The 24,735-nt window shown below is 50.0% G+C and carries 14 protein-coding genes; 2 read left to right on the top strand and 12 right to left on the bottom strand.

What is annotated here, in order from left to right; all coding sequences use genetic code 11:
• Positions 1–61 precede the first annotated feature (61 nt).
• The 3 genes from NC796_RS12185 to NC796_RS12175 are packed head-to-tail and all read right to left on the bottom strand — an operon-like array spanning position 62 to position 1,496.
• Entirely contained in the window at positions 62–892 is an 831-nt protein-coding gene (locus NC796_RS12185) for a sterol desaturase family protein (protein ID WP_310684730.1), read from the bottom strand.
• A 10-nt stretch (positions 893–902) separates the two neighbouring features.
• Positions 903–1,139 carry a DUF1858 domain-containing protein gene (locus NC796_RS12180; RefSeq protein WP_310684727.1) on the bottom strand — a complete coding sequence of 79 codons (237 nt, stop codon included), beginning with the start codon at positions 1,137–1,139 and terminating at the stop codon, positions 903–905.
• An 18-nt stretch (positions 1,140–1,157) separates the two neighbouring features.
• Positions 1,158–1,496 carry a hypothetical protein gene (locus NC796_RS12175; RefSeq protein ID WP_310684726.1) on the bottom strand — a complete coding sequence of 113 codons (339 nt, stop codon included), beginning with the start codon at positions 1,494–1,496 and terminating at the stop codon, positions 1,158–1,160.
• Between the two features lie 141 nt (positions 1,497–1,637).
• Between NC796_RS12175 and NC796_RS12170 the strand changes: the two genes are divergently transcribed.
• Positions 1,638–2,306: a metalloregulator ArsR/SmtB family transcription factor gene (locus tag NC796_RS12170; RefSeq protein WP_310684725.1), complete on the top strand. Its 669-nt coding sequence runs from the start codon at positions 1,638–1,640 to the stop codon at positions 2,304–2,306.
• Positions 2,307–2,603: 297 nt separating this feature from the next.
• On the opposite strand, the gene NC796_RS12165 is transcribed toward NC796_RS12170, so the two are convergent.
• From NC796_RS12165 to NC796_RS12125, 9 genes are all read right to left on the bottom strand, one after another.
• Positions 2,604–4,796, bottom strand: coding sequence for a molybdopterin cofactor-binding domain-containing protein (locus NC796_RS12165; RefSeq protein ID WP_310684724.1), 2,193 nt, complete (start codon positions 4,794–4,796; stop codon positions 2,604–2,606).
• 5 nt (positions 4,797–4,801) lie between these two features.
• Positions 4,802–5,260 (bottom strand): 2Fe-2S iron-sulfur cluster-binding protein, encoded by a 459-nt coding sequence (locus NC796_RS12160; RefSeq protein ID WP_310684723.1) that lies wholly within the window; start codon positions 5,258–5,260, stop codon positions 4,802–4,804.
• Positions 5,261–5,642: 382 nt separating this feature from the next.
• Complete coding sequence (locus tag NC796_RS12155; RefSeq protein WP_310684721.1) at positions 5,643–7,385, bottom strand: hypothetical protein; 1,743 nt, start codon at positions 7,383–7,385, stop codon at positions 5,643–5,645.
• Positions 7,386–7,389: 4 nt separating this feature from the next.
• A complete protein-coding gene (locus NC796_RS12150; protein ID WP_310684720.1) occupies positions 7,390–12,249 on the bottom strand; it encodes a hypothetical protein in 4,860 nt (1,619 codons plus the stop codon).
• 10 nt (positions 12,250–12,259) lie between these two features.
• On the bottom strand, positions 12,260–15,400 hold the full coding sequence (locus NC796_RS12145; RefSeq protein WP_310684719.1) for a hypothetical protein: 3,141 nt from the start codon (positions 15,398–15,400) through the stop codon (positions 12,260–12,262).
• A 12-nt stretch (positions 15,401–15,412) separates the two neighbouring features.
• Entirely contained in the window at positions 15,413–18,925 is a 3,513-nt protein-coding gene (locus NC796_RS12140) for a DUF6603 domain-containing protein (protein ID WP_310684717.1), read from the bottom strand.
• Between the two features lie 11 nt (positions 18,926–18,936).
• A complete protein-coding gene (locus NC796_RS12135; RefSeq protein WP_310684716.1) occupies positions 18,937–21,537 on the bottom strand; it encodes an alkaline phosphatase D family protein in 2,601 nt (866 codons plus the stop codon).
• A gap of 365 nt (positions 21,538–21,902) precedes the next feature.
• A complete protein-coding gene (locus NC796_RS12130) occupies positions 21,903–22,508 on the bottom strand; it encodes a short chain dehydrogenase (protein WP_310684714.1) in 606 nt (201 codons plus the stop codon).
• A 327-nt stretch (positions 22,509–22,835) separates the two neighbouring features.
• Positions 22,836–23,261 (bottom strand): helix-turn-helix transcriptional regulator, encoded by a 426-nt coding sequence (locus NC796_RS12125; RefSeq protein ID WP_310684713.1) that lies wholly within the window; start codon positions 23,259–23,261, stop codon positions 22,836–22,838.
• 290 nt (positions 23,262–23,551) lie between these two features.
• On the opposite strand from NC796_RS12125, the gene NC796_RS12120 reads away from it, so the two are divergent.
• The gene (locus NC796_RS12120; protein ID WP_310684712.1) at positions 23,552–24,619 is read left to right on the top strand and encodes an ATPase domain-containing protein; all 1,068 of its coding nucleotides are present in this window, start codon (positions 23,552–23,554) and stop codon (positions 24,617–24,619) included.
• The last annotated feature ends 116 nt before the right edge of the window (positions 24,620–24,735 follow it).

Genomic DNA, 24,735 nt, shown 5'->3' with positions numbered 1-24,735 from the left:
CTAATTAGCCCTATTTGCTCAATCCAAGCCTGAAAGGCAGCCCTTTTTAATAGCAAGATGCTTATCCATCCCTTTTCTGTTTTTCGATAGGTGTTTTCAACATACCTCCAAGCGTCTGATCCTCCTCACGGTCGAACTCATCCAGTCCGAGACGAATACTTCTCGGGTTGGGATTCAGCCGGAACGTACGGGCCAGGCGGTCCCAGAACGAAAACAGGGAACTGTAGTTGGAATCGGTCTCCGGCTGCCAACGGGAGTGGTGCACCCGGTGCATGTTGGGAGAGACGATGACCGCCCTTAAAGCACGATCAATCTTGGCCGGTATGTCAATATCGGAGTGGTGGAACTGGACCACCGCAAACATCAGCGTCTCATATAGCACCAGCTCCCACAGATAGATGCCCAGCAATGCGATCAGTGGGATACGGAACAGGGAAGAGAAGAAAATTTCCCCGATATGAAACCGGTTGGCAGTGGTAACGTCCATTTTTGAATCGGAGTGATGAACCCGGTGAAAACGCCAGAAGAACGGAATTTCATGGTTCATGCGGTGCCACAGGTAACTCCAGGCATCAAATAACAGCACTGCTCCGACCGCGTGGAACCATGCGGGCAGGTTGAGCCCGTCCTGCAGCCAGTGCATCAGGCCAAACCGGTACTGGTCGGCCCAGACGGATGCGGCAAACCAGAGCCCTACAAAAACAATAGCGATTAGAGCAGAATTGAGTGCCCCCATAATCAGATTGCGCACTGCATGTCGGCCCCTTTCTTTAAACGACCCACGAAAGTGTTCATAGAACGGGTGCAGGCTTTCCCACAAGAATAGCAGGAGCAGGCCGGCCAGCATGGCAATCACCTGCGATTGTTGAAGAGCGGCTAGTAACGATTCCATGGCAGTTTGGTTATTCGTTATTGGTTAATGGTTCCGTTTCTGAAATGACAACTTCCAGATCTTCAATGAGCTCATCCAACGGTATACGATGGATACGGGCCGCATTGTGTATACTCATGATGCGGGCCATAAGCGAAAAAAATCCCCGGCGCATATCCGGACACCCGTAGCTTTTGAATACTTCCCATGTCTGGGGATGCTGTTCTACCAGGTCGGCCACTTTTTGGTCAGAATCGATAGTATTCATAGCAACTGGGTATTTTAGTTAACCGGCAATCGGTGCATCCAATTGGGGCAGCAGCATTTCCTTTATGTATGGCTTCACACCTTCCCGTCCGGTAAGCTTCAGCCATACCGGCTGGTGGTCGGACGGAATCGTTAAAGTAAAATCGAAGAAAGGGCAGCACAGTCGCTCCCTGGCAATGAACGCCCCGGCTCGTCGAATGGTATCCGTCTGTGCCGGAATCCTGAACGCATATCCGTCCGGTATCTCACGAATTTTGTTGATCGCATCGAAGACCGCCTGGCCGTTCTCGCGGTGGTCTTCAAGCTCATTCTCATCAATTGCTGAAAGGTCACAAGCGATAGGTGGTCGGGTACTCATATCGATAGCGTTTTAATGATCGAAATTTCTATTCATTGTTAGTATAACAGATTAAAAACAACTATTCAATAGGCTTATTGATTAGTTGAATAGATATCTATATATTGACGTCTCATCATTCAGGAAAAACAACATTGCGACATGGAAAAACGGACATTTAAAAATAAAGTCTATCAGCAACTGGCCAATATTGTAAAGGGGATGTCGAATCCGCACCGCCTGGAGATCCTGGAGCTGCTGGCCCAGGGGCGATTCTCGGTGGCAGAGATTGCCGAAGAAACCGACATGTCCGGGGCCAATGCCTCCCAACACCTTCAAGTGCTTAAACAGGCGCAACTGGTCAGTACCCAGCGTGAGGGTAATCACGTATATTACGAGCTGGCCGGTGAAAGTGTATATAAGGCATGGAAGTCGCTACGAGATTTAGGAATAGAACGGGTAGCCGAAGTCGAACGCGTATTGCGCCAGTTTCGGGAATCTCGCCAATCAGTTGAGACCCTCTCAAGTTCCCAACTGGCAGATAAGATGAAGCATGAACAGGTCACAATCATAGATGTGCGTCCACAGAAAGAGTTCAGCGCTGGACATATTGCCGGCGCCCTAAATATCCCGGTCGATCAGCTTTCCGACAAGATAGATGCTCTCCCGGAGGACCGGGAGATCGTGGCATACTGCCGAGGCCCGTTTTGTGTATTTGCTGACGATGCTGTCGAACTGCTCAGTAAAAAAGGGTTTAATGCCAAGCGACTGGATGAAGGATTTCCCGAGTGGATGCTTGATGAGCTACCAGTAGAATATTCGAGCAACTAAATAAACCTGAGTTCGATGTAAGAAATTACTCAAAATAGTAACTGTCATCGCGAGGAGGCCTTGGTAAATCTTATTGGCTCAACGAGGAAGTCGACGCGGCGATCTCCTCACGAATATCCTGTTCCGCCCCTGGGAGATTGCTGCGGGATTACTTCCGAATTTTCCTGAATCCATCGCAATGACAGATTTTATATTGAACTGACGTTAAATCATGTAGACCAAATCCTATTTTCAACACTCCCTTTACATACCTCTCAAAAACAGCCGATAACTACTTCGGTTAAGGATTAGGGCCTGTTAACTCACGATCAATTCTTGATCAGCGTCCATAAACGGTTGATTGTACCATCTTGTACCGGTTGCCTTGTACATCGCATTAGCCACAGCGGCTGAAATCGGGGGCAGGGTCGGCTCGCCCAGTCCTGTTGGATCGATGTTGTTATCCGCAAAGAAGACTTCAATCTCGTCAGGGGCTTCCCTATGCCTGATAAGGCGGTATTGGTCGAAATTATTCTGATCAGGCGTTCCATCTTTAAAAGTCAACTGGCTATACATGGAGTGTCCGATACCATCGATAATACCACCTTCAACCTGGTTAAGAGCTCCCTCCATATTTACAACGATGCCGCAATCAACGGCGCACCAAACCTTCTTGATTTTCGGCGTTCCCTCTTCCATAACCACATCTACCACCTGGGCTACGTAGGAATTATGGCAGTAGTAGGCTGAGACCCCACGATACACACCCGGCATCTCTTTACCCCAGTTCGATTTGTCACGGACCAGTTCTAATACACCGGCATATCGCTCGGGATCGTAGTCATTATCAGTTCCCACGGGATCTTCGATCGCCCTGTCAAAAAGCTCAAGCCTGAACTCAATCGGGTCTTTTCCTGCCTCTGCAGCCACTTCATCTATAAAAGACTGCTCGGCACCCGCTACGAAATTTGACCGGGGTGCCCGCCAGGCACCGGTTGTAATACTGGTTTCAATTTCAACATTCTCACTTTTGTAGTGATCCAGCGTACCGGCCGGAAACCGGTTGGCAAACAGCGGGCTTGACGGGATACCTGTTCCCTTTGCTTCAAAGGAGAGCAGATTTCCATCATCGTCCAGCGACGCCCTATACCGGATGGCATAGGCTGGTCGATAGGTACCTTGCGTCATATCATCTTCCCGGGTATAAATTAGTTTCACCGGAGCTCCTATCTTTTGGGAAATAGCTGCCGCTTCCAATCCGAAATTACCATAAAGACGCCTTCCAAATCCACCGCCCATCCTGGTCATGTCTACTGAAACAGCAGACTCTGGCATTCCAAGCAATGCTGCCGCTGATGTTCTAAGTTGCTCCGGTGTTTGGATAGGACCAATCAGCTCAGCAGAATTGTCGGTTACGTTGGCAAAAAAGTTCATGGGCTCCAGGGTATTATGCGCCAAAAATGGAGCAGTGTAGACCCGTTCAATCACTTTCGTGGCCTGACCCGAAACCTTATCGGGATCTCCGTCCTGCCGTTCAACCTCACCGGATCGATTGGTAATAGCTTCTACCAGGCGCTGCCGGTGTGTTTCACTACTTTCCAGGTTATCGACCGTCTCCCATTCAACGTTTAACGCCTTCTTGGCTTTCATCACCTGCCAGGTCGTTTTGCCGGTCACCACCACCAGCTCGTTAAAAGCATTCACATCGGACCACTGGGGATCGTTGATGCTCGTATCGATCGTAAAAACATCATCAACGCCCGACATCGACTTGACTTCGGAAGCATCATACGACTTTAATTTCATGCCAAAAGCAGGCGGATGTACAATCATCGCGATTTTGGTCCCTTCTCGCATAAAATCCAGTCCAAACAGCGGTTTGCCCGTCACAATATCATGGCCATCCACATTTTTGATATAGCCACCAATTAGATTAAAATCTTTGGGATCTTTCAGTTCTACCTCATCGGGAACCGGGATGGATGCCGCATCGGTTGCGATATCACCATACCCAATACGTTCTCCTGTTTTGGTGTTGGTTATCATGCCTTTCTCGGTGGAGAGATCATTCATATCGGCATTCCATTTTTGGGCAGCTGCTGCAACAAGAAGATACTTTGCTGTAGCCCCGGCCATACGCAAACTTTCCCAACCCTGCCTGATGGATTGACTCCCCCCGGCCAGCTGTCGCGTGTATTTTTCGGTATCCAGCGTCGCCTGTTCTACTTTCACATCGTTCCAATCGACATCCAGCTCTTCTGCTACAATCAGCGGCATTGATGTTTTCACGTTTTGCCCGATCTCCGGGTTTGGTGAAAAAATCGTTACTTCCCCATTACTTGCAATATTTATGTATGCATTAATAGCAAACCATTCGTCTGGATAATGCCCGGTTTCGTTTTCGGCAATCAACGAAGACAACCAGCTGAATCCAACCATTAATCCCGCTCCGCCCGACATAGATACTTTTAAAAAGGACCGTCGGTCCATATGCGTTTTTACACTAGCCATAATAATTACGAGTTTTTAGAAGCGATTTGAATTGCTTTTTTAATACGTTTGTAGGTACCGCACCGGCAAAGATTACCATTCATGGCACTCTCTATTTCTTCATCCGTCGGATTTGGATTGCGATCCAGTAAAGCGGCAGCAGTCATAATTTGACCGGCCTGGCAATATCCGCATTGCGCTACATCTTCTTCCAGCCACGCTTGCTGTACGGGATGATCTCCTTTCTCAGAAAGCCCTTCTATTGTGGTTATTTCCGCGTCCCCAACAGATGATACCGGCAGGGAACAAGATCTGATGGCATTCCCATTGAGGTGAATGGTACAAGCTCCGCACATGGCAATACCGCAACCGAATTTAGTTCCCAGAAGGTCCAGTTGATCTCTTAACACCCACAGCATGGGCGTATCGGAGTCGGCATCTACAGTATACTTACTTCCGTTTATGTTAAGTGAATATGTCGGCATGGATACATTTATTAATTGGAGTGGAGTAGACTTTTATCTGGCAGTTATAAAGAAGAGCACTAACAATCCCTAACTAAGCAATAGAATAGATTTCAACCTATTACTTTTCCCTCAACAATATTTAGATATACTGACTTTCTCGATTTTCACACTAAATATTTAGGGAAAATGCTCATCAACGCTTAATATTTAAAAAAATATAGCTGAAAAGCTATTCTCTTTTCTTCTTTTGACATTTTTTAGCGAATCCCTCAGCGTTCAATCGTACCCATAGCTCTTCTGGAAAGAAACCTATTTCCAAGAAACGTTCCCCAAAACTACCAGTGCTTAACGATCTTAAGTTACGAGTCGTCGGGTTGAAGACAATGATACAATATTGTCCCTACTCACCACCAATATTAACTATGCGGTCAAACATTAGGTTGGCCATGCCTTCTCCCCGTCCAGCGTTCTTTTGGCGTCCCCGCCAAAGGAAGGTCTTCCCATTCAGCCAACGGGTTCGCTGGTATCGATCCGTGATAATTATGCCCGCCCGCAAAATCTCCTGTTCCTCCACAAAATACACCGGCTGCTCTTCAGTCAGCAAATGACCCTGGGCACCGGGCGATCGCGGCATCCGGGCACGCTGAAGGCGTATCTCTCGTGGCACTTCTCCGGGGGACACCGGCTTGTGTACAGGCACGAACGGGATCCAGTTGTTGGGCACCGTATTGCCGAGCACGTAACGGATCTCCGCTTCATCCCCCACGGGCTCAAATTCCACTGTCGAGGGAATATCGCGCTTCAATATCCGTCCCGGGCCCGCATCGGAGGGTACCACCTGCTCAATAGCCCACACCATATTTGACATCTCATCCCGGATAAAATTAATCTTCTCAAGGTCTTCACTCTCCTGCTTTTGTCCAATAGCCGGCACCAGGTAAAAGATACTCTTGCCCCGGCTTTCATTCTCACGCTCGGTCTGGTGGAACATCGTAAATTGATGCCAGTTGGTCTCGGGGTCGTCAATAGCCGGCTTGATATGGATATGCTGCCCAAAGACATCGGTAAGCAGGATACCCTGGACCTGGCACAGGGTATTTAGCGGCAGCTCATACGGCAATACAAACCAGTCGTTGGAATAATTGAGACCATACTCCGCAAGCAACACGTTCATGAGTGAAGTCGGTGATGCGTTTAATTTCCCAAAATCGACTTCCCGGTCTTCCATCTGCCAGAGACGCGGATGCGGCATCCCGCTGAACTTTAGTTCGCTGGGGATAAAAGTCTGCACCACCTCTTCCGGCTCCTGCAAGTTCGCGGCCTCCTCCCCGGCCGGTTCCAAATCCTGGTCAAAATCTTTCCAGTCCAGGTGCCCGCTCGCAAACTGATCCGCTACCAGGTGTCGCGCTTGCTCCTGCTCGTCTTTCGTAACCATGCTAAAGCTGTACTCAAGATGGTTGGGCACCCACGCCGACTCCCCTTCGCCGGGCTGCTGGTACAGGTATTCAAACCAGCTTCTGAAATCGTGCTCTACTACTGACAGTGCGTCGTGGTCGACGGCATCGATCTCATCGTGATTCTCATACCACTCGGTAAAGGTCTCGTTCACAACCCGTTCGTACACCGCAAAACCATCCGGCAGCGTTGCCGAAAGTGCCTTGGCGAAATAGATGCCCTCCTCGTCATCACTCTTCACGCTGCTGCGATCAAGTGGAAAATCAACTGACAACAGCGAGACATACTTATTCAGTCCATGCTGTCTGAAAATACGGACCAGGTGGCGACCCATCTGTGCTCGCAGTCGAAGTGCTGGGGCAATCTCTCTTTTCTCAACGACCGTCTCCAATGGCTGATCGATATCATAGGGTATCTTCTTACCATCGGGCAAGCGGATCTCCCCGGGCGTGGAATGGGTGCCCAGCACCTTGGCCTGGTAGGCAGAAGCCGCATCTTCTGCCTGGAACTCACCGAACTGCCACTGGCGGCACAAAAACCAGAGCGGGTCGTGGCACGCCATACTCAAATTCTGTTCAAAGTCGGCCGAGCGGGGACTCCCCTCCAGCCGGTTATAATTTCGGATACTCGGCTTGGTATATCGGGTGGCCGTCATTTTAAGATTCGATAATGCGATCAGCTTTGTCATGGTGTCATGATTTTAGATCAAACTTTGTGTACAGCTCGTATTTATGGGCTTTCATCTGCTGCACCAGCTCATCATTGGTGATCAGGTAATCCAGCGAGATGTTGGAGTTATCCAGGTCGAAGCTGGCGATGGTCATGGGACTCAGGATGTCGAGCGCGGAATCCTCCAGCAGATGTGCTGGCTCTACGGCCCGCGTTTTGGCCCGCTGCAACGTATCGTTAAGAATGTCGACCAGGCGATCCCAATTCCAATTGTCAGCACCCGTGGGCTCGACGGCCAGCAACAGTGCATTAGGAGCAGTGGCATTCGGCTGATTATAGTTGTAGGAAATGCCGGTAATCTCACGGTCCATTGGTACAGACTCCGTCCAATCGTCAATGATCAGGGCGGACTGGGACTCCTCGATCGAATTCGCATCCAATCCCTGCACGCACAGGGCAATCGTATCATGCTTGATGTCAAACGGTTCACCGGTCTCCTCATCCTCGGCAGGGAACTCAACCGCCAGCCAGCTGTCGTTTTCCTGGAAAGGCACCTGTGCAGCAGTGAAGTTCAGCTCATTGCCGCTTTGAAACTCCGATATGATCCTGAGCCGCTCCAGCCGGTCCATATTGGGTCGGACCGCCGCCACCGACTCCATCCACGTTTCGACTGCAAGCTCGCTGCTCGTATTGTACTTCCCATTAAAATATTTCAGCAGCTGTGCTCCTGCTTCGCTGATGGAAGAGGAGAGATCTTCGGAATTTTTAAACCGGAAGCGTGGCAGCACCACAAAGTCGTCACCCAGGATCGCCTTGGCTGTATCAGTCAGCCGCGTCACCTTGGTATCGATTTTGTTTTCCGTATCTGCTGCTGCCATCTTTTGCTCTGCCTGGGCTAGCTTTTTATTGACCTGCCGCCATACTTCGGCTGCCGTAGCCAGCAGTTCGGTCACCGTAGCCTGGTTATCTGCATCAACCCGTTCGGGGTACAGGCACTTGATGCCATAGCGCGGCGCCGACGCAACCAATGCCAACAGAGTATCTATAGCGGAAGGCATAATCCGGGTCTGCTCAAGCCGCTCAACCGGTCGACCCTCGGCAAAATAGTGCTCAAACAGCAGCTTCAGCGTCGCCGGATTCGTATCCGTTTTGGGCTGAATGCCGTTTGGCGCCTGGGCATTCACGGTGCTAAGCTCATTTTTTAAATCCACGATGCGTGAATCAACTCTTCCCCTCAGCTCTTCATGGTCCCAGCCAAACTGGGCGTCGGCATCTTCAATGATGCTTTTCGATTTGGGCAGGTAGTCTTTGGCACTGGCCGGACGGGCAGTCGTAATCAACAGGCGAAGCGATTGCAATAGTGGCAGCAACTGGGCGAAAGACATCTGATCGGAATCCAGCCCTTCGGGATCAAAGGCGATCCTGACCCGGGCACCTTCCGGGATATCCACCTGCGCTTTGTAATTCCTGTGCACCAGCTGTTCCAGCTCCTTCGCACCGGTCTGGACGTCAATGCCCACCGAATACACCAGGTCTATTGGCTGAAGATCAATGGCCGCTAGCGCAATCTCCCGCTTGTCGGTTTCATTGCCCTCCTCATCCACCAGGGATGCATTGCACATAATTTTTTTAGGATCCCCGATCAGTTGCGCCAGCCAGTGGTTCAGTCCCGGTTCCATCCCCGACCGCGGTGTTGGATCCTGTGCCCAACCGGAATTCTCCGCTATATTGGCGTCCGAATCGAAATGAATACTGACCCGGTTGGTATATGTTAGATGCGTGGATCGCGGTGTTTTATTGACCTCGAGCTCAGGTGGCAGGTCGGCATCCTTCATGCTGTTGAGCACTGCTGCAGTCCGCTCTGTTTTTCCCTGCACCATCTGGAAGGCGGTCTCCGAGGTGAGCAAGTCCGCCAGCGCATCGAGGGTATCCGCCAGTCGATCTCTTTCCTTGAGGATTAGGTCGCGATCCGCACTGTTTGTCACTACCGAGTTGAAATCAGAAGGCTTGGCATCAACAAGTTTGAGGCCGTTCACCACCGAATGCGCCGGCACAGTCTCCTGGGCAGAAAGGCCCTGCTGAGGAATGGCATTATTCTCGATCGGGTATTTTTCACGAAAATCCAGGATATACCGGTTAAGATTTTGGTCAGGTTTTTTTGAGGTAATATCATGCAGCGCCCGCTCAAACTGGTACCCGAGCAAGGCTTCAATCAGCTGGTTGTTCTGGATCCCTTCATAAACAAACAGGGCGCGCCGGACGCGTTCCGAAGAAAGATTCACGGCAAACGAGTTTGGTGAGGTACGGGAAGCATGATGAACATACCCGGCATGAAGAACTCCGGCAGCTGTGGCGTGATTAAGCGAAGGCGTATGAACAAAGCCCGCATTGGCAGCCGATTCAAACACCGGCTTTCCATCTTCTGGTGACAGAGATTTTGGCACCGTAGCCTTCAGTTTGGGCTGTTTGCTAAGATTCTCCACCCAGCCATACGCTCCAAGGTACACACCGCTCGGCTTTTCTGAACGAGACTGTTTCAGCCGGCGGTAGAACAGCCCGGTCTGCCAGGCATCCAGCCGGTAGGAACACAGGTCGATGTGATCGGAAAGCAACTGGTGCAGTCGTGCGGTGGGCAGATCGGCCAGGAGGTTCAGGGCACTCCGCATCTCCTTGATATATTCGGCTGCCGTGTCAGCTAGCGTGGGATCGAGCAGGTGATCGCCGATCGGGGATGAGACTTTCAGCTTTTGCAGATCTACTTTCTGTGGGATGCCATAGAGAACCTCCCAGGTTGTGAGATCTTTTACTTCCGTATTAAAGTTGTACAAGCTTTTCTCATTGGCTCCCCTGTCAAAAGTATACCCGTTTTTGGTATAGAAATCCGAAGCGGCCCGCTGAAGTTCAAGCAGCAGTGCATGTCGCAATAGCAGATAGAGTACTGACCGGGGAGGCTGGGCACCCGCCGCGTGGTCATCGATGTCTTTCACTTTTGTAACACCGGCAAGCCACTCAATAAAATTCTTCTTCGTATCTCCAAGCTTATCCAGGAAACGCGTGGGCGACGGTGGTTTGCGATCGACCATATAGTTATAAGGGATGCTTGAATCTTTATCATAAAAAAGAAGATTGCTAATCAATGGGAAACTGTTTTCACTTCCCTCAAAGCCGGTCTCCTTCAGCAGATTTACTATAGTTGCCTGTTTATTCACCACACTGCTTTCAATATTGGCAAACTGCGCCAGGCTAAAATGAAAATCAGGGAGGTGCCCCAGCCGCTGTTTGAAGGAAACAGAGCCCGCGCTCAAACCCAGTATTTCCAGCAGTATTTTGGAGGGATCTCCCGCTTTCCCGACGTGGGCTACTTTGTTCCTCATCATCGTATTCCACCTGGATTGCAGAATCTTCAAAACCAAGGTCAACCCTTTGTCAAAAGAATCGCCGGCCGGCTCCTCCCATTTGGAGATATCGCTGGCAAGCAGGATCCCGTAAGGCTGATCCCCAACGCGAATAGTAGGCAGCGGACCGGTCGCCGAAACATGTTCAGTAAAAAAGTCCCTGACTTTTGGCTGGGCACTTTTGGAAACTGCCGGATTCGTCAGCACTTCCAGGTAATACCCGATGGTAGCGGGATAAAGGGCCTTGTTCATCGCCTGGGCTTCTGCAACCTCCTCTTTCCCGGCATGGTTGACTTCATCCATTAGATCTGTTCCAATGCCGAGCGCGCGTGCAAACTCGTGGACATCGGCACGAGGCTTGGAATCGAGATCTTCAAACGGGGTGCCGTCATAATATCCTTTGGGCAGGTAATCGTGGTTTTGCGTGTAAGCGGAGCCCGACTGGTCGGTGTTGTTGGTGGGACTCCCCTGCGGCAAAAAGCTGAATCCCCGGCTAGAGTAGTGATGGGCGTGCAGGTGCTCTTCCAACATTTGTTTGCTCTCATCCGGACCGGTGCTCGCCATCAGCCCCATCACCGAAATTCGTTCTATCCTTCCGCCATTAAAAAATGAGTCGGAAACGGTTATTTTCACGCCAAGTCCCTGTTCCACCGCCTTTTCAAAGTCGCTGGTCCAGGAAAAATCCTCGTGAAATTTGATCTCCTTATTTTCCTCCTTAAATGCTTCTTCCGCTTGGAACGGATCGGGGCCCAGGAAAACGGTGTCGGGTATGTTGTTACTGATCTCGGAGTGCACAATCTTTCCATCCCGGTGAATGTTTACGACAAACATATCAGGCAAAATCTGCGTGCGGGGAGCGCGGGTCCAGTCGTGCGTTTTGGTTTCCGGGTGCTCAGGGAACTCCAGCGCATCATCCTCAACGGCCAGATCCGGTTCCCAGTTCTGGGGCGTGGTCTGCTTCGTCACCCAAAGCGACCGCTGCACGCCCAGTTTTTCGTTCAGCTTAGTCCACTCCTCTTTTTTGATCTCCTCTTTGGCTTCCCCCTCTTCCCGGTTTGCTTTCAACAAAAGCCGCCAGTAAGCCGTGCCCGCTTCCCACTCCGCATCGGTCAGCATCGGTTCAAATGAATGAATATGGATATCATCGGGATAAATTCGGATCCATAGTTCCGATCCGACGTCGGTATCCACAAAACGGGTTTCCAGGCGCACCGGCAGCAGCAGTACCGGGATCTGGGCATCGAGCTCACTGACTGCACTCTTAAAATCGTGCTGCCGATAAAGCTTGAGAATAGCCTTCGAAAGGCTTGCCTGGGCATTTGCAAAAGTTTGATTCACAGCCGTCAGCTCCCGACTTATAGAGGCTACTGTTTCTGGACTCTTGGCCCGCTGCACCTTCAATCTCGCTTCGTACAATTGTTGTTCCGCCTTTTCGAGTCTCGCGCGGGCCTTGGCAATATTCTTTTGGTTTTCCTGGAAAGAAGGCATAGCTAAAAAATTATGGGTTTTTCAATTGGGCGACATATTGGAACAGGGTGGTGAACTCGGTGAGGGCCACATTCACCGGGATCTCCCGCTGCAACATTTCGGTAGCGTGAATAGCCACCATCACGGGCCGCTGCATCAGGATCGAGGCCATATCGGAGGCACTTCGGCCCCACTGCTCATCAATCCCCGAAGCGAGATTGAGATTCGGGTTGATTTCGGATCGGACAAAGTCCACATTCTCCGGCAAATTTTCCCATGACAGGTCGTTCCACGTATGTATGTCAGGTTCATTGGGATTAAAAGTGATATCCATACCGAATCGTGGTTCGCCGGGCACTTCAGCAAGGATAAAGAACCAACCCAGGTTGTCGTTGTCGTTAAAGCCCGGTGTCGCCTCTTCTCCAGAGGCCTCCTCGATGGTCAGGTTAAAACCCAGCAGCTTGATATCGGGGGCGATCTCTGCCTGGTACAGCGGGAAGCGCACTTCCTTCTCATACTGCTGCTCATTCATATCCCGCCGAATTACCTTTTTATCATCCTCTTTCAACGCCTTTTGGGCATAAATCACCGTGTTGGGGAATTTTTTTAACAGATCTCCACGAACGACGAATACCAGCTGGTCTGGATCTCCTTCGGGATCCCTCGCGTTGTGATCCCCCAGCTCGCTGCTGCTAAACCATGTGTGAATCGGCCTGATATCTTTAAGCGCATCTGCATCTTTGGGCGTTGTGTCAGGCGTAACAAACCCGCTGACATCCCAAAACTGCCGGAAATAGCTGCCCCGCATATCGGTGGCATACTCACGCCACAGCAGCTCTCGTCCCATCTCATCGTTTAGTCCCACGAGATAGGACTCAATAAATTTTTGATTGGTCTTGAGCAGCGACAGTGTGTTGTTTTCGATCAGGTTTAGATTGGGGAGCAGGAACTCTTTATCAATCTCCAGCAAGTATTTGTACATAGAATCGGGAATATCCGGGTAGGCCATCGCCGGGAGTAGCTGTTCAACCGGATTTTTCAACATTCCAACGGGCCATGCAATCTTAGCTCCAATAAGTCGCCGGTAGGAGTTCTTGGGAGTAATTGCCGTATCTATCTGCTGTTTTACGCCAGAGACCGCCAGTGTCGGGGCTTGCTCGATCTTTTCTTCATAACTGAATCGCCGGGAGACATCGTTGTAGGCTTGTTTGGCGGCAAGGGTGTGCTTGTCGGTTGTCAGTATCGTATCGGCGATAGTTGTAGTAACCGACGGGATCCTGGTGACACTGGCTGTTGAAAGCGACAACGGAGAGTCAATGCGGGTACGACTAAGCGGTATAAGAGGCGTTGTTAACCGGCCGATGATCGGGAATACAGTAGTGGTTTTAAACAGGGATTTCCACTTATCCACTTTGGGCATCCCCCCGGTATAACCGGGCATATTGTACAGGTAATCATTCTGCAGGTTCGACTTCGTACTCCAGACGCTGATATCCTTGATCGATGTGGGTGGCGTAAACGTAGTCAGTTTTTTCAATTGCGGAATAGGCTCAAAATTTACCTCTACCTGGCCACTGAGTCCATTGACCCTGTTTACTTTTTGGAAAAGCGTGGCATAGGAGTAGGTGGCTTGCTGGCTCTGCTGAGTCAAACCCTTGATAATAGAGGTATTATCACGTGTTATGCGCCGGAAGGCCGCCTGGAAGGTAGCGTTGGCCACCAGGCTGTTGTCCATGCTTGTCTTGACGGTTTCCTGGCCGAACAGGATACGGCGGCTCATCGGCTTTGTGACTGCCAGATAGGCCTCGTCAGCTTCATTGAGCAGGGTTTTCTGGTACAGGCGCTGGTTCAATTCCAGGGTAAACCTGGTGAGCTTCATCTTTCGGTTGGCTTCCAGAACGTTTTGCAGCTGCTCCCAGGCGCGGTCCATAAACTTCTCCTGGTTTTCCTGTACCACGCGCTTGCCATAACCTGCTGGTATCCGGTTGCGGGGATCTCGATTCAGGTCGTTATACCACTGGGAAGCGGAGGCTACAAACGGCGGAATCTCCTTTTTACCGGGATTATTGTTATCCAGTCGCATGGCGTGGAACATGCCGTAATACGGAATGGAGACATAGGGATCCTCATTGGAATTCTCCTGCTGGAACCGGTTCAGGTTGACCAACTTTTCGACATCCTCAAAAAATGGCTGTACCACGCCCGGCGGTGGAAATACCGAGGATTTGGCATGCGGAGCTTTCATTGCTCCCTCCAGCAGCAACACGTTCGGCTCCGGTGGACGCACCTCCTCATCGGCATCGGCCCTTACAAAAGCGGGACGGGAACAATCCACGGGACGGACACCCACGCGCTCGTCCATCACGCGGGGCTTGAGGAGCTTGACAAGGTACTCAAAATCAAAATTCTTGCCGGTGCGGAAATACCAGCGGTAATACACCGGGAACTCGTTGTCGCTGCCCGGCCATGCCGGCTTTTGCGCCTTCACCTCGCTTGTTGGTTGCCCCAGTCCCGCCAGGCGACCCGTTTCATACGAAGGCACAAGAAACGCATGGTAGAGCGTCTTGGCCTCGAGCTTCCTAGGGCAGAGAAGCCGGCTATAGACACCATCGGGATCCGTTTTGACATCCTCTTCCAGGTTGTCGATAAAGGTCTCAAACTCGGTCTCCTCGTGTGGCAGATTGGAATGCATGTGGCACCACAGGTGAAGCTGATTGTGCGGCGGCAACACTCCTTCACTCAAAATTTTGATTGAACTGAGCGGTTCTCTTCTCTTGGTCTCAAGGAATTCATTTTCTTTCAGGATAATCAGCGCCAACCAGGGTCGCAGGTGCGTAATCCCCGATCCCGCGGGAGACGCAGGGGTATACCGGTAGGGGAAATCTTGGTCATAAAACTCAACATACGGGAGCAGGTTCGGCTCAAAATCCCCCACCCCGTTGATCGGCTCTGTCCGGATGATCATATCCTGCTGGATACCGGTAACATCGCCCGGTCCAAACAGGGTAAAATTCTTTACAGTGGGCGCGCCGGCATTCAAGGATACTTTTATAGGGATTTGGGCTCGTTCCACTGCGGAACCGTCGGATTGCCCCAGTGTATCTTTTTCGCTAATCTGGCTGGCAATTCCTCTGCGCGCCCATGACAAAAATTGATATCTGCCAAAACTCATTTTCCTGGTTATTTAATTGTTAAGCTCAAAACTCTCTACTACCTGTATCTTGTCCTCCAGCGTGGGATCTTCTTTAACCAACTGGTCGTACTGTGCCTTCGCTTCGGCGTACGTGGATGCGCGGAATCCGCCGTCAAATTCATGCAGGTTGCTGGTATTGGCGATCGCGAACCCATCTTCCGCCAGCCCCACCTTGCCGGGTTGATTCAGTGATGCTGCTATGGATTTTTTCCATCCCAGATCCGACTTTGAAACTGCCGCTTCACGGGACATATGCGCAAATGCCTGGAGCACGATATGTGTCGTTGTAGCCACTGGCCGGAGCTGCTCATCGTCCTCAGTGTAGTTCAGTTCGTAATTTAGATCCACAGGGTCAAGATGGGGTTGCGCAGTCAGCAGCTTGCCGGTATCCCTCAGGCTGAACCCGCTGTCCATTCGCTCAAACGATTTACGAGACAGTTTCTCTCGTTCGCTCAACTTGGTGTAATGTTCCGGGGCAAAAAGCTCTTTGACGTCGTCCTTTGCCTCTACCCGCTCACCCACTTTCACTTCAGTAACCTGGAATTTATTCTCGTTCAGCGGCTTTCGCGTGCCGTACTTTTCAATCTGGTAGTTCAGTGGAATAGTACGCTGGCTGAACTGGAGCTGCCCGAACGGGAACACAATCAGCGGCTCTTCCGGGCCTTCCAGCTCTTTATGCGTCACATTCATATGTTGGTGAGCAGGCAACACCACTTGCCAATTGCGGATGTCATCCAGCTCAGCCTGCATGAGGGCAAGCAGGTCTTGTGTTTCTGTGACTATCTGGACTTGTGGATCACCCCAGGTCTCGGAGAATGAGATCGTCACATCAAAGAAGAGTACCGAGAAGGTGACTTTGCCCTCGATATGCCAGGGTGTGGGCCCTTCGAGCACACCCTTAAATGAAATACCGAACAGCACTTTTTTCCCTTTACGGATGGCCAGCGTTGCCTCCAGTTTTATCGAGAAGCTAAAGGGATCAAATATGAAGAGTGCATCAAATCCCAGCATGCCATAGAGGTTGAATCCCATGGGACCGGAAGCCAGCAGTTCTGCTTTAGCCCCGAACTGCACGGAGTTGGAAGTAACCGCCATATAACATTCTACGGTGAACCGCGGGTTCTTTCCGCTCAGCAGGCTAAAACCGATACGCGCCATTCCCCGGAACGCACCAGGAAGCGTCGGTACCACCGGATAATCCTTGAAATCGGGATGGAAACCACCCACGCTGATCGCAAACACGCTTTGTTCGCCCCATGCCACGGCAAAAGCAAGACTGCCGGTCAACGGGAAACCAACCAGAATTGAATCAAAAAGATGGGCCTCAAAGTAGATAAACTGGTTTTGGAAGTCGAGCACGCCCAGGAAATTCACCTGCAGCTTCAAAACCGCCGCATCCTCATCCGGCAGGCTGACCCGGATAACCCCGAGAAGCATGATTTTCGGGTCGGGTATTTCGACAATCAATCCCAGCTCAATATGAATAAGCGTAGGCGATCCCCACCCCAGCTTGGCCATCAGTCCAACCAAGAACTGACCCTGTTTGATCGGGAATATTTCTCGCAGATCATTGATAATCCTGCTGATGTTTCCCACCACATCTTCTGGGAACAGAATGCTTTTGATGGCATTTGTGCGAATGCCGATGCGCAGTGCTTCCACCTCTGTTGTCCGGTCCACTCCCAACAGCCCACCCACACCACTAAGTGTAAATCCAAATCCCAGCTGAATGGGTGAAAATTCTGCGGTAATGAGGATAAGCATTGAAAATCCCTTGCTACCGTCCGGCATTATGGTATTGATGATGCCCACCGCCTTGAGCGTAAAGAGTCCTTTGAACTCCAGCTCCAGTGATCCAAAATATTCGCCCTTCTCGTGGTCCAGATAGAGGAATCCGCCCCCTTTTATCACCTCGGCATTGACACGCACCCCCGCCCCGTTGGGCGGTTTGAATTCGGGCATTAGATCATACCCGAACAGTCCCCCGCTGTCTTCCCGTTCAGTCATTGTTAATTCTATGCCGAGGCGGCTGACAGAGATCGTCAGAACAGGCCCGAATTTGACCCAGAAATCGAGCGAGGTTTCCAGGGTGATGGTCTCAAAATTACCAACCACGCCCGTTTTAAGATTCAGTAGCTGAATCCCCAATATTCCACCGATATCCTTGTGAATTGGGATCCGGAGGTCGATCATATTGATAATTTTGGCCAGAATTTTCTCAATAAAGTCGGGTTCCTCCTCTGGGCCGGCCATGGCCTGTGCCGTTTGAGGATCGGCAGAAGAACCCGCATTACCCCCGCCGCTTCCAAAAAAGAAATCACGCTTCAGAGAATAGCCGAAATCCAGTGGTATTTTCTCATCTATTTTTTCAGGCAGCAGACTCATCGGGAAACCGGCCGATTTATCTCGCTTGAACTGAAACGGCATCTTCCCGCTATAGGCGATTTCGAAGTCATCCGGGGTTGCGGTCATAGCAATAGAATAGGTGCCGAACCCGATCTTCATCTCCGGCTTGCGACTCAGGTAGGCAAGTCCGGCCTTGTCGCGCTTGTGGTTGAATGTAATTTTGATCCTGTTGTTTTTACCGGCTGATGCCTCCGGCGACGTCCCGATTCGGAATATCCCTTCACCCGAAAGGTCAAACTTGAGGGACAGCTCGTCCGTCAACGGAATTGTCATATCGATCTCACCAGAAAGGTCGGTGATAAAAGCCTCACCGCCGTGATCCTCTGGGATAAATGCAAACGAATTGAAGGCCGTGCCTTGGTTGTCGGGGTCGTCTACCGGCTTCACGGTCACGGAATAAGAAAGCGTGCGATTGGTGATGGTATCGGCAACCGAAGTGGACGATTCGGTAATTCCCTCGTACCCGTATCCCATCTTCAGAGTAAGCGCATCAATATCGAATTTATCCAGCAGCAGTTTAATACCAAACAGGGAAGCGGCAAATAATATAAAAACCCCGTCCGAAACGGCTTTGGTACTCTCTTCGGTTTCCAGACCTTTCCCCAGCTTCTTGAAAAACTCGACGATGACGCCCTCCACAAAATTGGGTGTTCCCCCCTCGGCAGCAGTCTGCGCCGTCAAGGTGGTCACCAGGTTGGCAAAAGCAAATACACCGGGCGACTGCCGGCGCACATAGTCCATCAACAGGATGTTGAAAAAGGAGCCCATCAGCTCATCAACTGCAAAATCGGGATTTTCCTCTGCTGCAATCGCGGCCCGAATCACCCCCTCAATAGCGAGTGTCACCTGCGTCAGGTCGGCCATCGCTGCAATGAGCATAAAGGCATCGGCTTCTTCCGCCTCCGACTGGATATATTGATCCAGGCTGGTGGTGGAGGGCAGGGAACCGGGATCGGTGTCGGGATCCAACCCGAGCGTGCCAAGAAGCTCCGTTTTTGATTCCTCGTCGCTGAATATTGCGAGCGCGGGATCGAGTAGCTCTTTTACCGCTTTCAGCAGATCCTGGAAAAAGTCACGATCTTTTATTTCATCCGCCATACTCGTCCTCTTTAGGGAAGTTCAGGGCGCGTGGCCTCATCGCCAGTGGCCACCAGCAGTGCCTCGTGTTTTATATGTTCTCCCACGTTCTTTGCAGAGATATCGCGGGATCCAGCCGAAAAAATGAAATTGTGCTTAACTTTCCACTCGGTGCCGTCCTGCACAAACTTCAGCAGGCCGATGTTTGAGGGCCATACCATCCGCCGGTGCACCCCGGAGATAAAATTGTCGAGATGGCGCTGCACTACTTTTTTGTAACCCTCCTTGACAGCATTTTCATCTTCAAGATCGATATCATTCTGTATGGGATCGCCAGACCGCACATTTTCATCCGTTATGACCGTCAACCGCCAGCGGTAGTCAGGCTCAATGCTCACGGTGGCTCCCGGTTCCCAGCCCGCAATAGGGATGACAGCCGGGTTTTGACGCAGCCGGTTGCGATTTCGAATACTCACATCGCCACTTACGGAAAGCACGTGGTCTTTCCATCCCAGCTTTTCAAGGTTATCCCCAATGCCAGTGAGCAATTTCTGAACAATAGCTGAGCGGTACAGGTGCAGCAGGCCAAACTCCTCATTCTTTAGCGAGCTGGAGGTAAACTGGAGTATCCTCGCTTCGGGGACCGCTGCACTTCCCTTCCAATAATCGAGCACCGAGGAAAAACCGTAGTGAACATCGCCGGATAACAGGATCACCTTTTTGAGGTTACTCAAACGCTCGATCAGACCTTCAAATGCTGCAGGGTTAAATCCCCATGCCTCAAAATCACGTTTGAGCATACCTGCAAGCAGGCCTGGGTTTTTGCCAGTAGTGGATTTAATGCCCACCACGGAAGCAGCCGCCGGCTGAACGAGCTCTTCCATACATGCCAACCCCAACACCGGCGCTGCCGACACCACGAATGTAAACGGAGCGTTGCCGTTGGGAATGGTATTGGGAAGTTGATCTCGGAGGGCATCCTCCCCCAACAGACCAGGCGGGCTGTTCAGGGAATCGTACGTGCGTTGGGTGCGGGTATCCAACACAAATGTTTTGGTAGGACCGGTTGGGACGTCGTAGTGCCATTTGACCTTGGCCGGCTCGGCGCCAAAACCGAGCATCTGTTCCATGGGCCCAATGATATCGGATCGCAGATTGTCGCGGGGAAGACCGTTTGCTATGACGTTACAATATTCCTTAATCTTCCGAATAAATTTGGTTCGCTCAGAAAGATCGCCCGCATCGCCGCCTTGCGGGGGAATCGGCACATATTCGCCGGGCACATTTCCCCAATCCTGGAATACGGCATACGCCATCAGCCCATTGCGGATCACATCCCGCCCCATCGGCTTTGAGAGCACCTGGTTGTTCCATCGCTTCGAGAGGAACCAGTCATCGGTAACTTCGTGATCGTCAAAAATCATGTAGCTGGGCACGTTGGCCAGCACTCGGCTCACCTCCGGCAGCGTCTTTGCAAACTCCGCCACCTCCCGGAGCTCGTTTTTCAATTTAGCACGTATCTTTTCCAGCCATGCATTAAACTTCTCCCCGGGTGGATCTTCTTCAAAAATCGGCCTCGTATCCTCAGTAAGTACCAAATCAAAAGCATCCGGGCGCTCTCCGAACTCATCTGTAAAAAGCACCTTCATATTCGGATCATCCTCGACGGCTTCGCTGTCCAGCAGGCTGTCGGCAACCTCCTGCAGGACTGATTCTTTGTTATCCGCCTGTATTTTCTGCACCTCTTTCAGCAGCTTGATATTCCACGAACGGATACTCCAGTAGTTTAGGTAGAGTCCACAGAACTCCCCGAACGTAACCAGGTGACTGTGGGCGCTTCCACTGCTGAATCCTGCAAAATGCGACATCAAATGCTTCCTCAGATAAGGAGGAAATGAGACGATATCTGCCTCAATCTCCTGTGCTCCGTTGCCGTTATCTACCTTTACTGTTTCTCCCTCCGCTCCCGTAATCAATCCAACGCCATCGAGGGCCCCGAGGTGCCTGAGGGTTGCACCGGGAACGTCATCAGCATAAACCTGGTCTCCGGTTAAAAAAAGCTGTTGTGGCCTGGTATCCGGCTTGGTCAGGTTGTCTTTGATGACTTTGTCGAGGTGAGCCAGCGCATCAAGGCCGTGCCCATGAATTTTTCGGCATGATGCTTGTGCAATGAACAGTTTGGCTGGATCATCAGCCGGAAGGCAAAACGAAGGCAACACATTCTTTTTATAGCCCAAGGCTTTTTGGGGGCGGTCAAGGTGCTTGTCATCGGAGAGGAGTCCGTCAGTTTTCAAATCCCCTTTTTCAGTCGGCGGACTTTTGCTTTCAAACCGGACATTATAGCTGTAGATTTTCCCGGTCTGAAATGGAACCTGCATTTCGGCCCTCACCACCCCGATCCACAAATTCTTGCCAAATTGTACGGTGGGAGCCTGGGCAGAGCTGGTGATCAACTCAACGACTCCCGTGCCCGGAGAGGGAAACCCGCCAGACTCCGTGTTAAGCTCAATATTATCCCCCTCATAAATTTTAAGAGTTAATGTGAACTCCCTGGTACAGGCAATCCAAACGGAAATCTGATCTTTCTCAACTCTCCTTAAAATAGGTCCAGCTATGATATTAGGTAGGGCCATACCACTAAAATTAAGCGTTATATCTTTTGGGATATCTAACAGTCGGACTACAAGGAAGGCACAGATAGCTTACGAGAATAAAATTAGAGTCTCCCTTATCGGCATCAACAATTATTTCTACATCCCACAACACTTGCAAACAGGAATTGACCAAACATCTAACCCTATAGCAAGATCAGCAAAAACAACAACTTATACCTTATATTTAGTGTATATCCCAAACAAGTTCACTCCCTAAATTTACTCCTCAATATTTCCACCCACTGATGATTTGGTATTCAGAAATGACTAAAAAAATAACAAGTAGCAACATATTTCTCCCATGCTGCAACTTTTAATCATATTGTACTAAAATGAGCGGGAAACTACATTTCATAGCCCTCGGCATACACCACCTCACCATTGGCATCACCGGTGACCGCTTTGAGATAAGCCTCTGCCACTTTGGGCGCTTCCGGCCAGGGCTCAGTGTCTCGGCCCATCCGGGCGGCAGTTTCGCGAATCAGGGGTGGAGAAACGATACAGATACGCTGCCCCTCCGGCAGATCCAGGGCTGCAGCACGGGTAAACCCTTCGAGCCCGGCATTCACCATGGCCACTGACGATGTCTTCGGCCACGGCTGGGTGGAGAGCATGCCGCTGGTCAATACAAAAACACCCTCATCATTTAAATAATCCATTCCCTTGCGAACCAGGTTCACCTGTCCCATCAGCTTGCTTTTAATGCTTATATCAAACTGTTTGTCGGTGAGTCCTTTGAGAGGACCAAAACTGGCGTTGCCCGCCGCACAGATGGCGCCGTCCAATTTGCCAACCGTTTTGTAAAAGGCATCGATCGAGTCCGGCTTATCGATATTTATTTTCGGTTCCGTTTTGCGGGATGAGCGGATCACCTCATGCCCCTTTTCTTCCAAAAGGTTGGAAACCGCACTCCCTATTGTACCCGTTGCACCAATTACTGCAATTTTCATAGTCAAAATTATTTTGGAGATTTGTTACAGTTTCAAGCCATCATATTCACATTTTTATAAATGGTAATTTCCCTTATTTAATTCACTATTTGTAACCAATGCTTCCTCGCCTTGCCGTATTGTTTTTTCGGATTTAAGCAAGCGGACTCAAGACTATGGCAGGATCGGGGGGGACAGTCATGCTTCTATAATTCACTATAATTAGAAGAGGCTGAATAAAAAAGAAGAAGAGAAAGTTCCTCACTTTCCAAGGGTCACAATGGCAGCGAGCAGCCAACTGTGAAAAACACCGGTCAACTTGCGTTGAGCATTTCTACATAATCCTATTCACTCTTTATCCAGATCCGTACCAACAATTGAAAAAAGTGAATCCATTAATTTGACCTTTTTTTTATCGGACCAAGGGCCTTGTTTTATCTTTTCAACCAGCTTTATCAGCGCCTCCTCTTTTGAACTTGTCACATTCTTTGCTGAGTTACCCTGATCATTATCCAGTGTCAGATCCTTCAAAACAGGATCTTCTTTTCCCTGGATATTAAACAGCTTATTCAGGTCCAACCCTTCATAATTTCGCTTAAGCGAACTTATAAGCTTACTCCCGGGAATCTTCTGGCCTCTCTCGATTTCGCTTATATAACCTGCCGAGGTATCAATAATCTCAGCTAAATCTTTGAGAGTCAAATCCTTAGATCTACGAAACTCTCTGATACCTAATCCTATGTAATTCACACTATGGGAAGTCTTGTTTGGCATTTTCGCTATAGCGCTATACCTTCTACGAAACCTTGAAGTTCTGTCTCAAATAGCACAAAGGTTTCAGTTTTTTTAAAAGTAAATACTGTTACAACTGCAGATGTTTCACTATTAAATCTCGTACACATAGTGGCAACTTCTCTCTGGCAACTCCTGCCCACTATAGCCTTTTTACATTATAAACAAGATAAAAAAAGCAAGGCGAATTCCCTATCTGCATAGGGTTTCGAGTTTTCCTTTCCTGCCGGGGTATTTTGAAAAGATAATTATTAAAAGCTTAACTGTAGCATATGAACGTCTCTAAACCCAAGATCAGCTCTGGCATTGATGGGCTGGATGAAATTCTTGACGACGGGTTGCTCCCCGAAAAAGCTTATTTACTAAAGGGCGGGCCCGGCACCGGGAAATCGATTATGGGGTATCATTTCCTTGAAAAAGGGATTCAAAACGGAGAGACTACCCTCCTCATCACCCTGGGTGAAACCAGTGAGAGTGTAGTCCATAATGCATCCAAGGTAAATATCGATATGTCTGAGATGGATATCCTGGACCTGAGTCCCCAGGAAGAGGTCTATAAAAATGCTGAGATGTACGAAATATTTCCTCCCTCTGAGGTGGAAACGCCGTCGATTGTAAAATCAATTGTTGAAAAAGTGGAAGCGCTAAAACCTGACAGGGTGGTGCTAGACTCCATTACTATGCTCAAACATCTTTTTCAGGATGTCTTCCAATATAGAAACCTGGCGCTCTCCTTTATCCGCTATATCAGCTCCCAGGGAGCCACTTTCATGTTGATATCGGAAGCTGAAGTTTCAAACAGCGATGACCAAGAGGCCTTTTGGGTCGATGGCGTACTCAATTTGTCGTACGCCCAAGACTGGAGAAATATTGAAATAACTAAATATAGGGGTTCTGATTTCAGGTCAGGCAGCCATTCATTCAAAATTACAGACCAGGGGATACAACTGTTTCCGAGACTCCAGCCTCATAATTATGATCGCAAGTTCACGAATACCACCCTGTCATTCAATATCGCAGAGCTCGATAAAATGACAAACGGAGGGCTTGAGAAAGGTACTATTACCATGATTACCGGTCCCACCGGCGTTGGCAAAACAACCCTGGGAGTACAATTTGCCAAGGCCGCGGCCTCGCGTAATGAACGCACTGTTATCTATACGTTCGAAGAGTCAGCAGACATCATTAAGAGAAGATCAAAGGGGATCAATGTGCCGGTCAACGAGATGATCGAAAACGGGAATCTCAAAATATTGCCTATTGAACCGCTTTCTTATTCACCGGATGAATTTGCAAGTATCGTGCGGCGGGATGTAGAACAAAACAGTACTAGTACTTAATTTCAAAAATTATAGTAATTATTAGCTGGGGACATCGTATATTCCCTCCAACCCTCAATTAAACGCTCATGAATGTTGCCCCAACGATAGAACTAACTCCCGACCAGCGTCAGCTT

This window comes from Aliifodinibius sp. S!AR15-10 (assembly GCF_031569985.1).
Classification (GTDB): domain Bacteria; phylum Bacteroidota; class Rhodothermia; order Balneolales; family Balneolaceae; genus JAMQKA01.
This window is presented reverse-complemented; position numbering and strand designations above follow the sequence as displayed.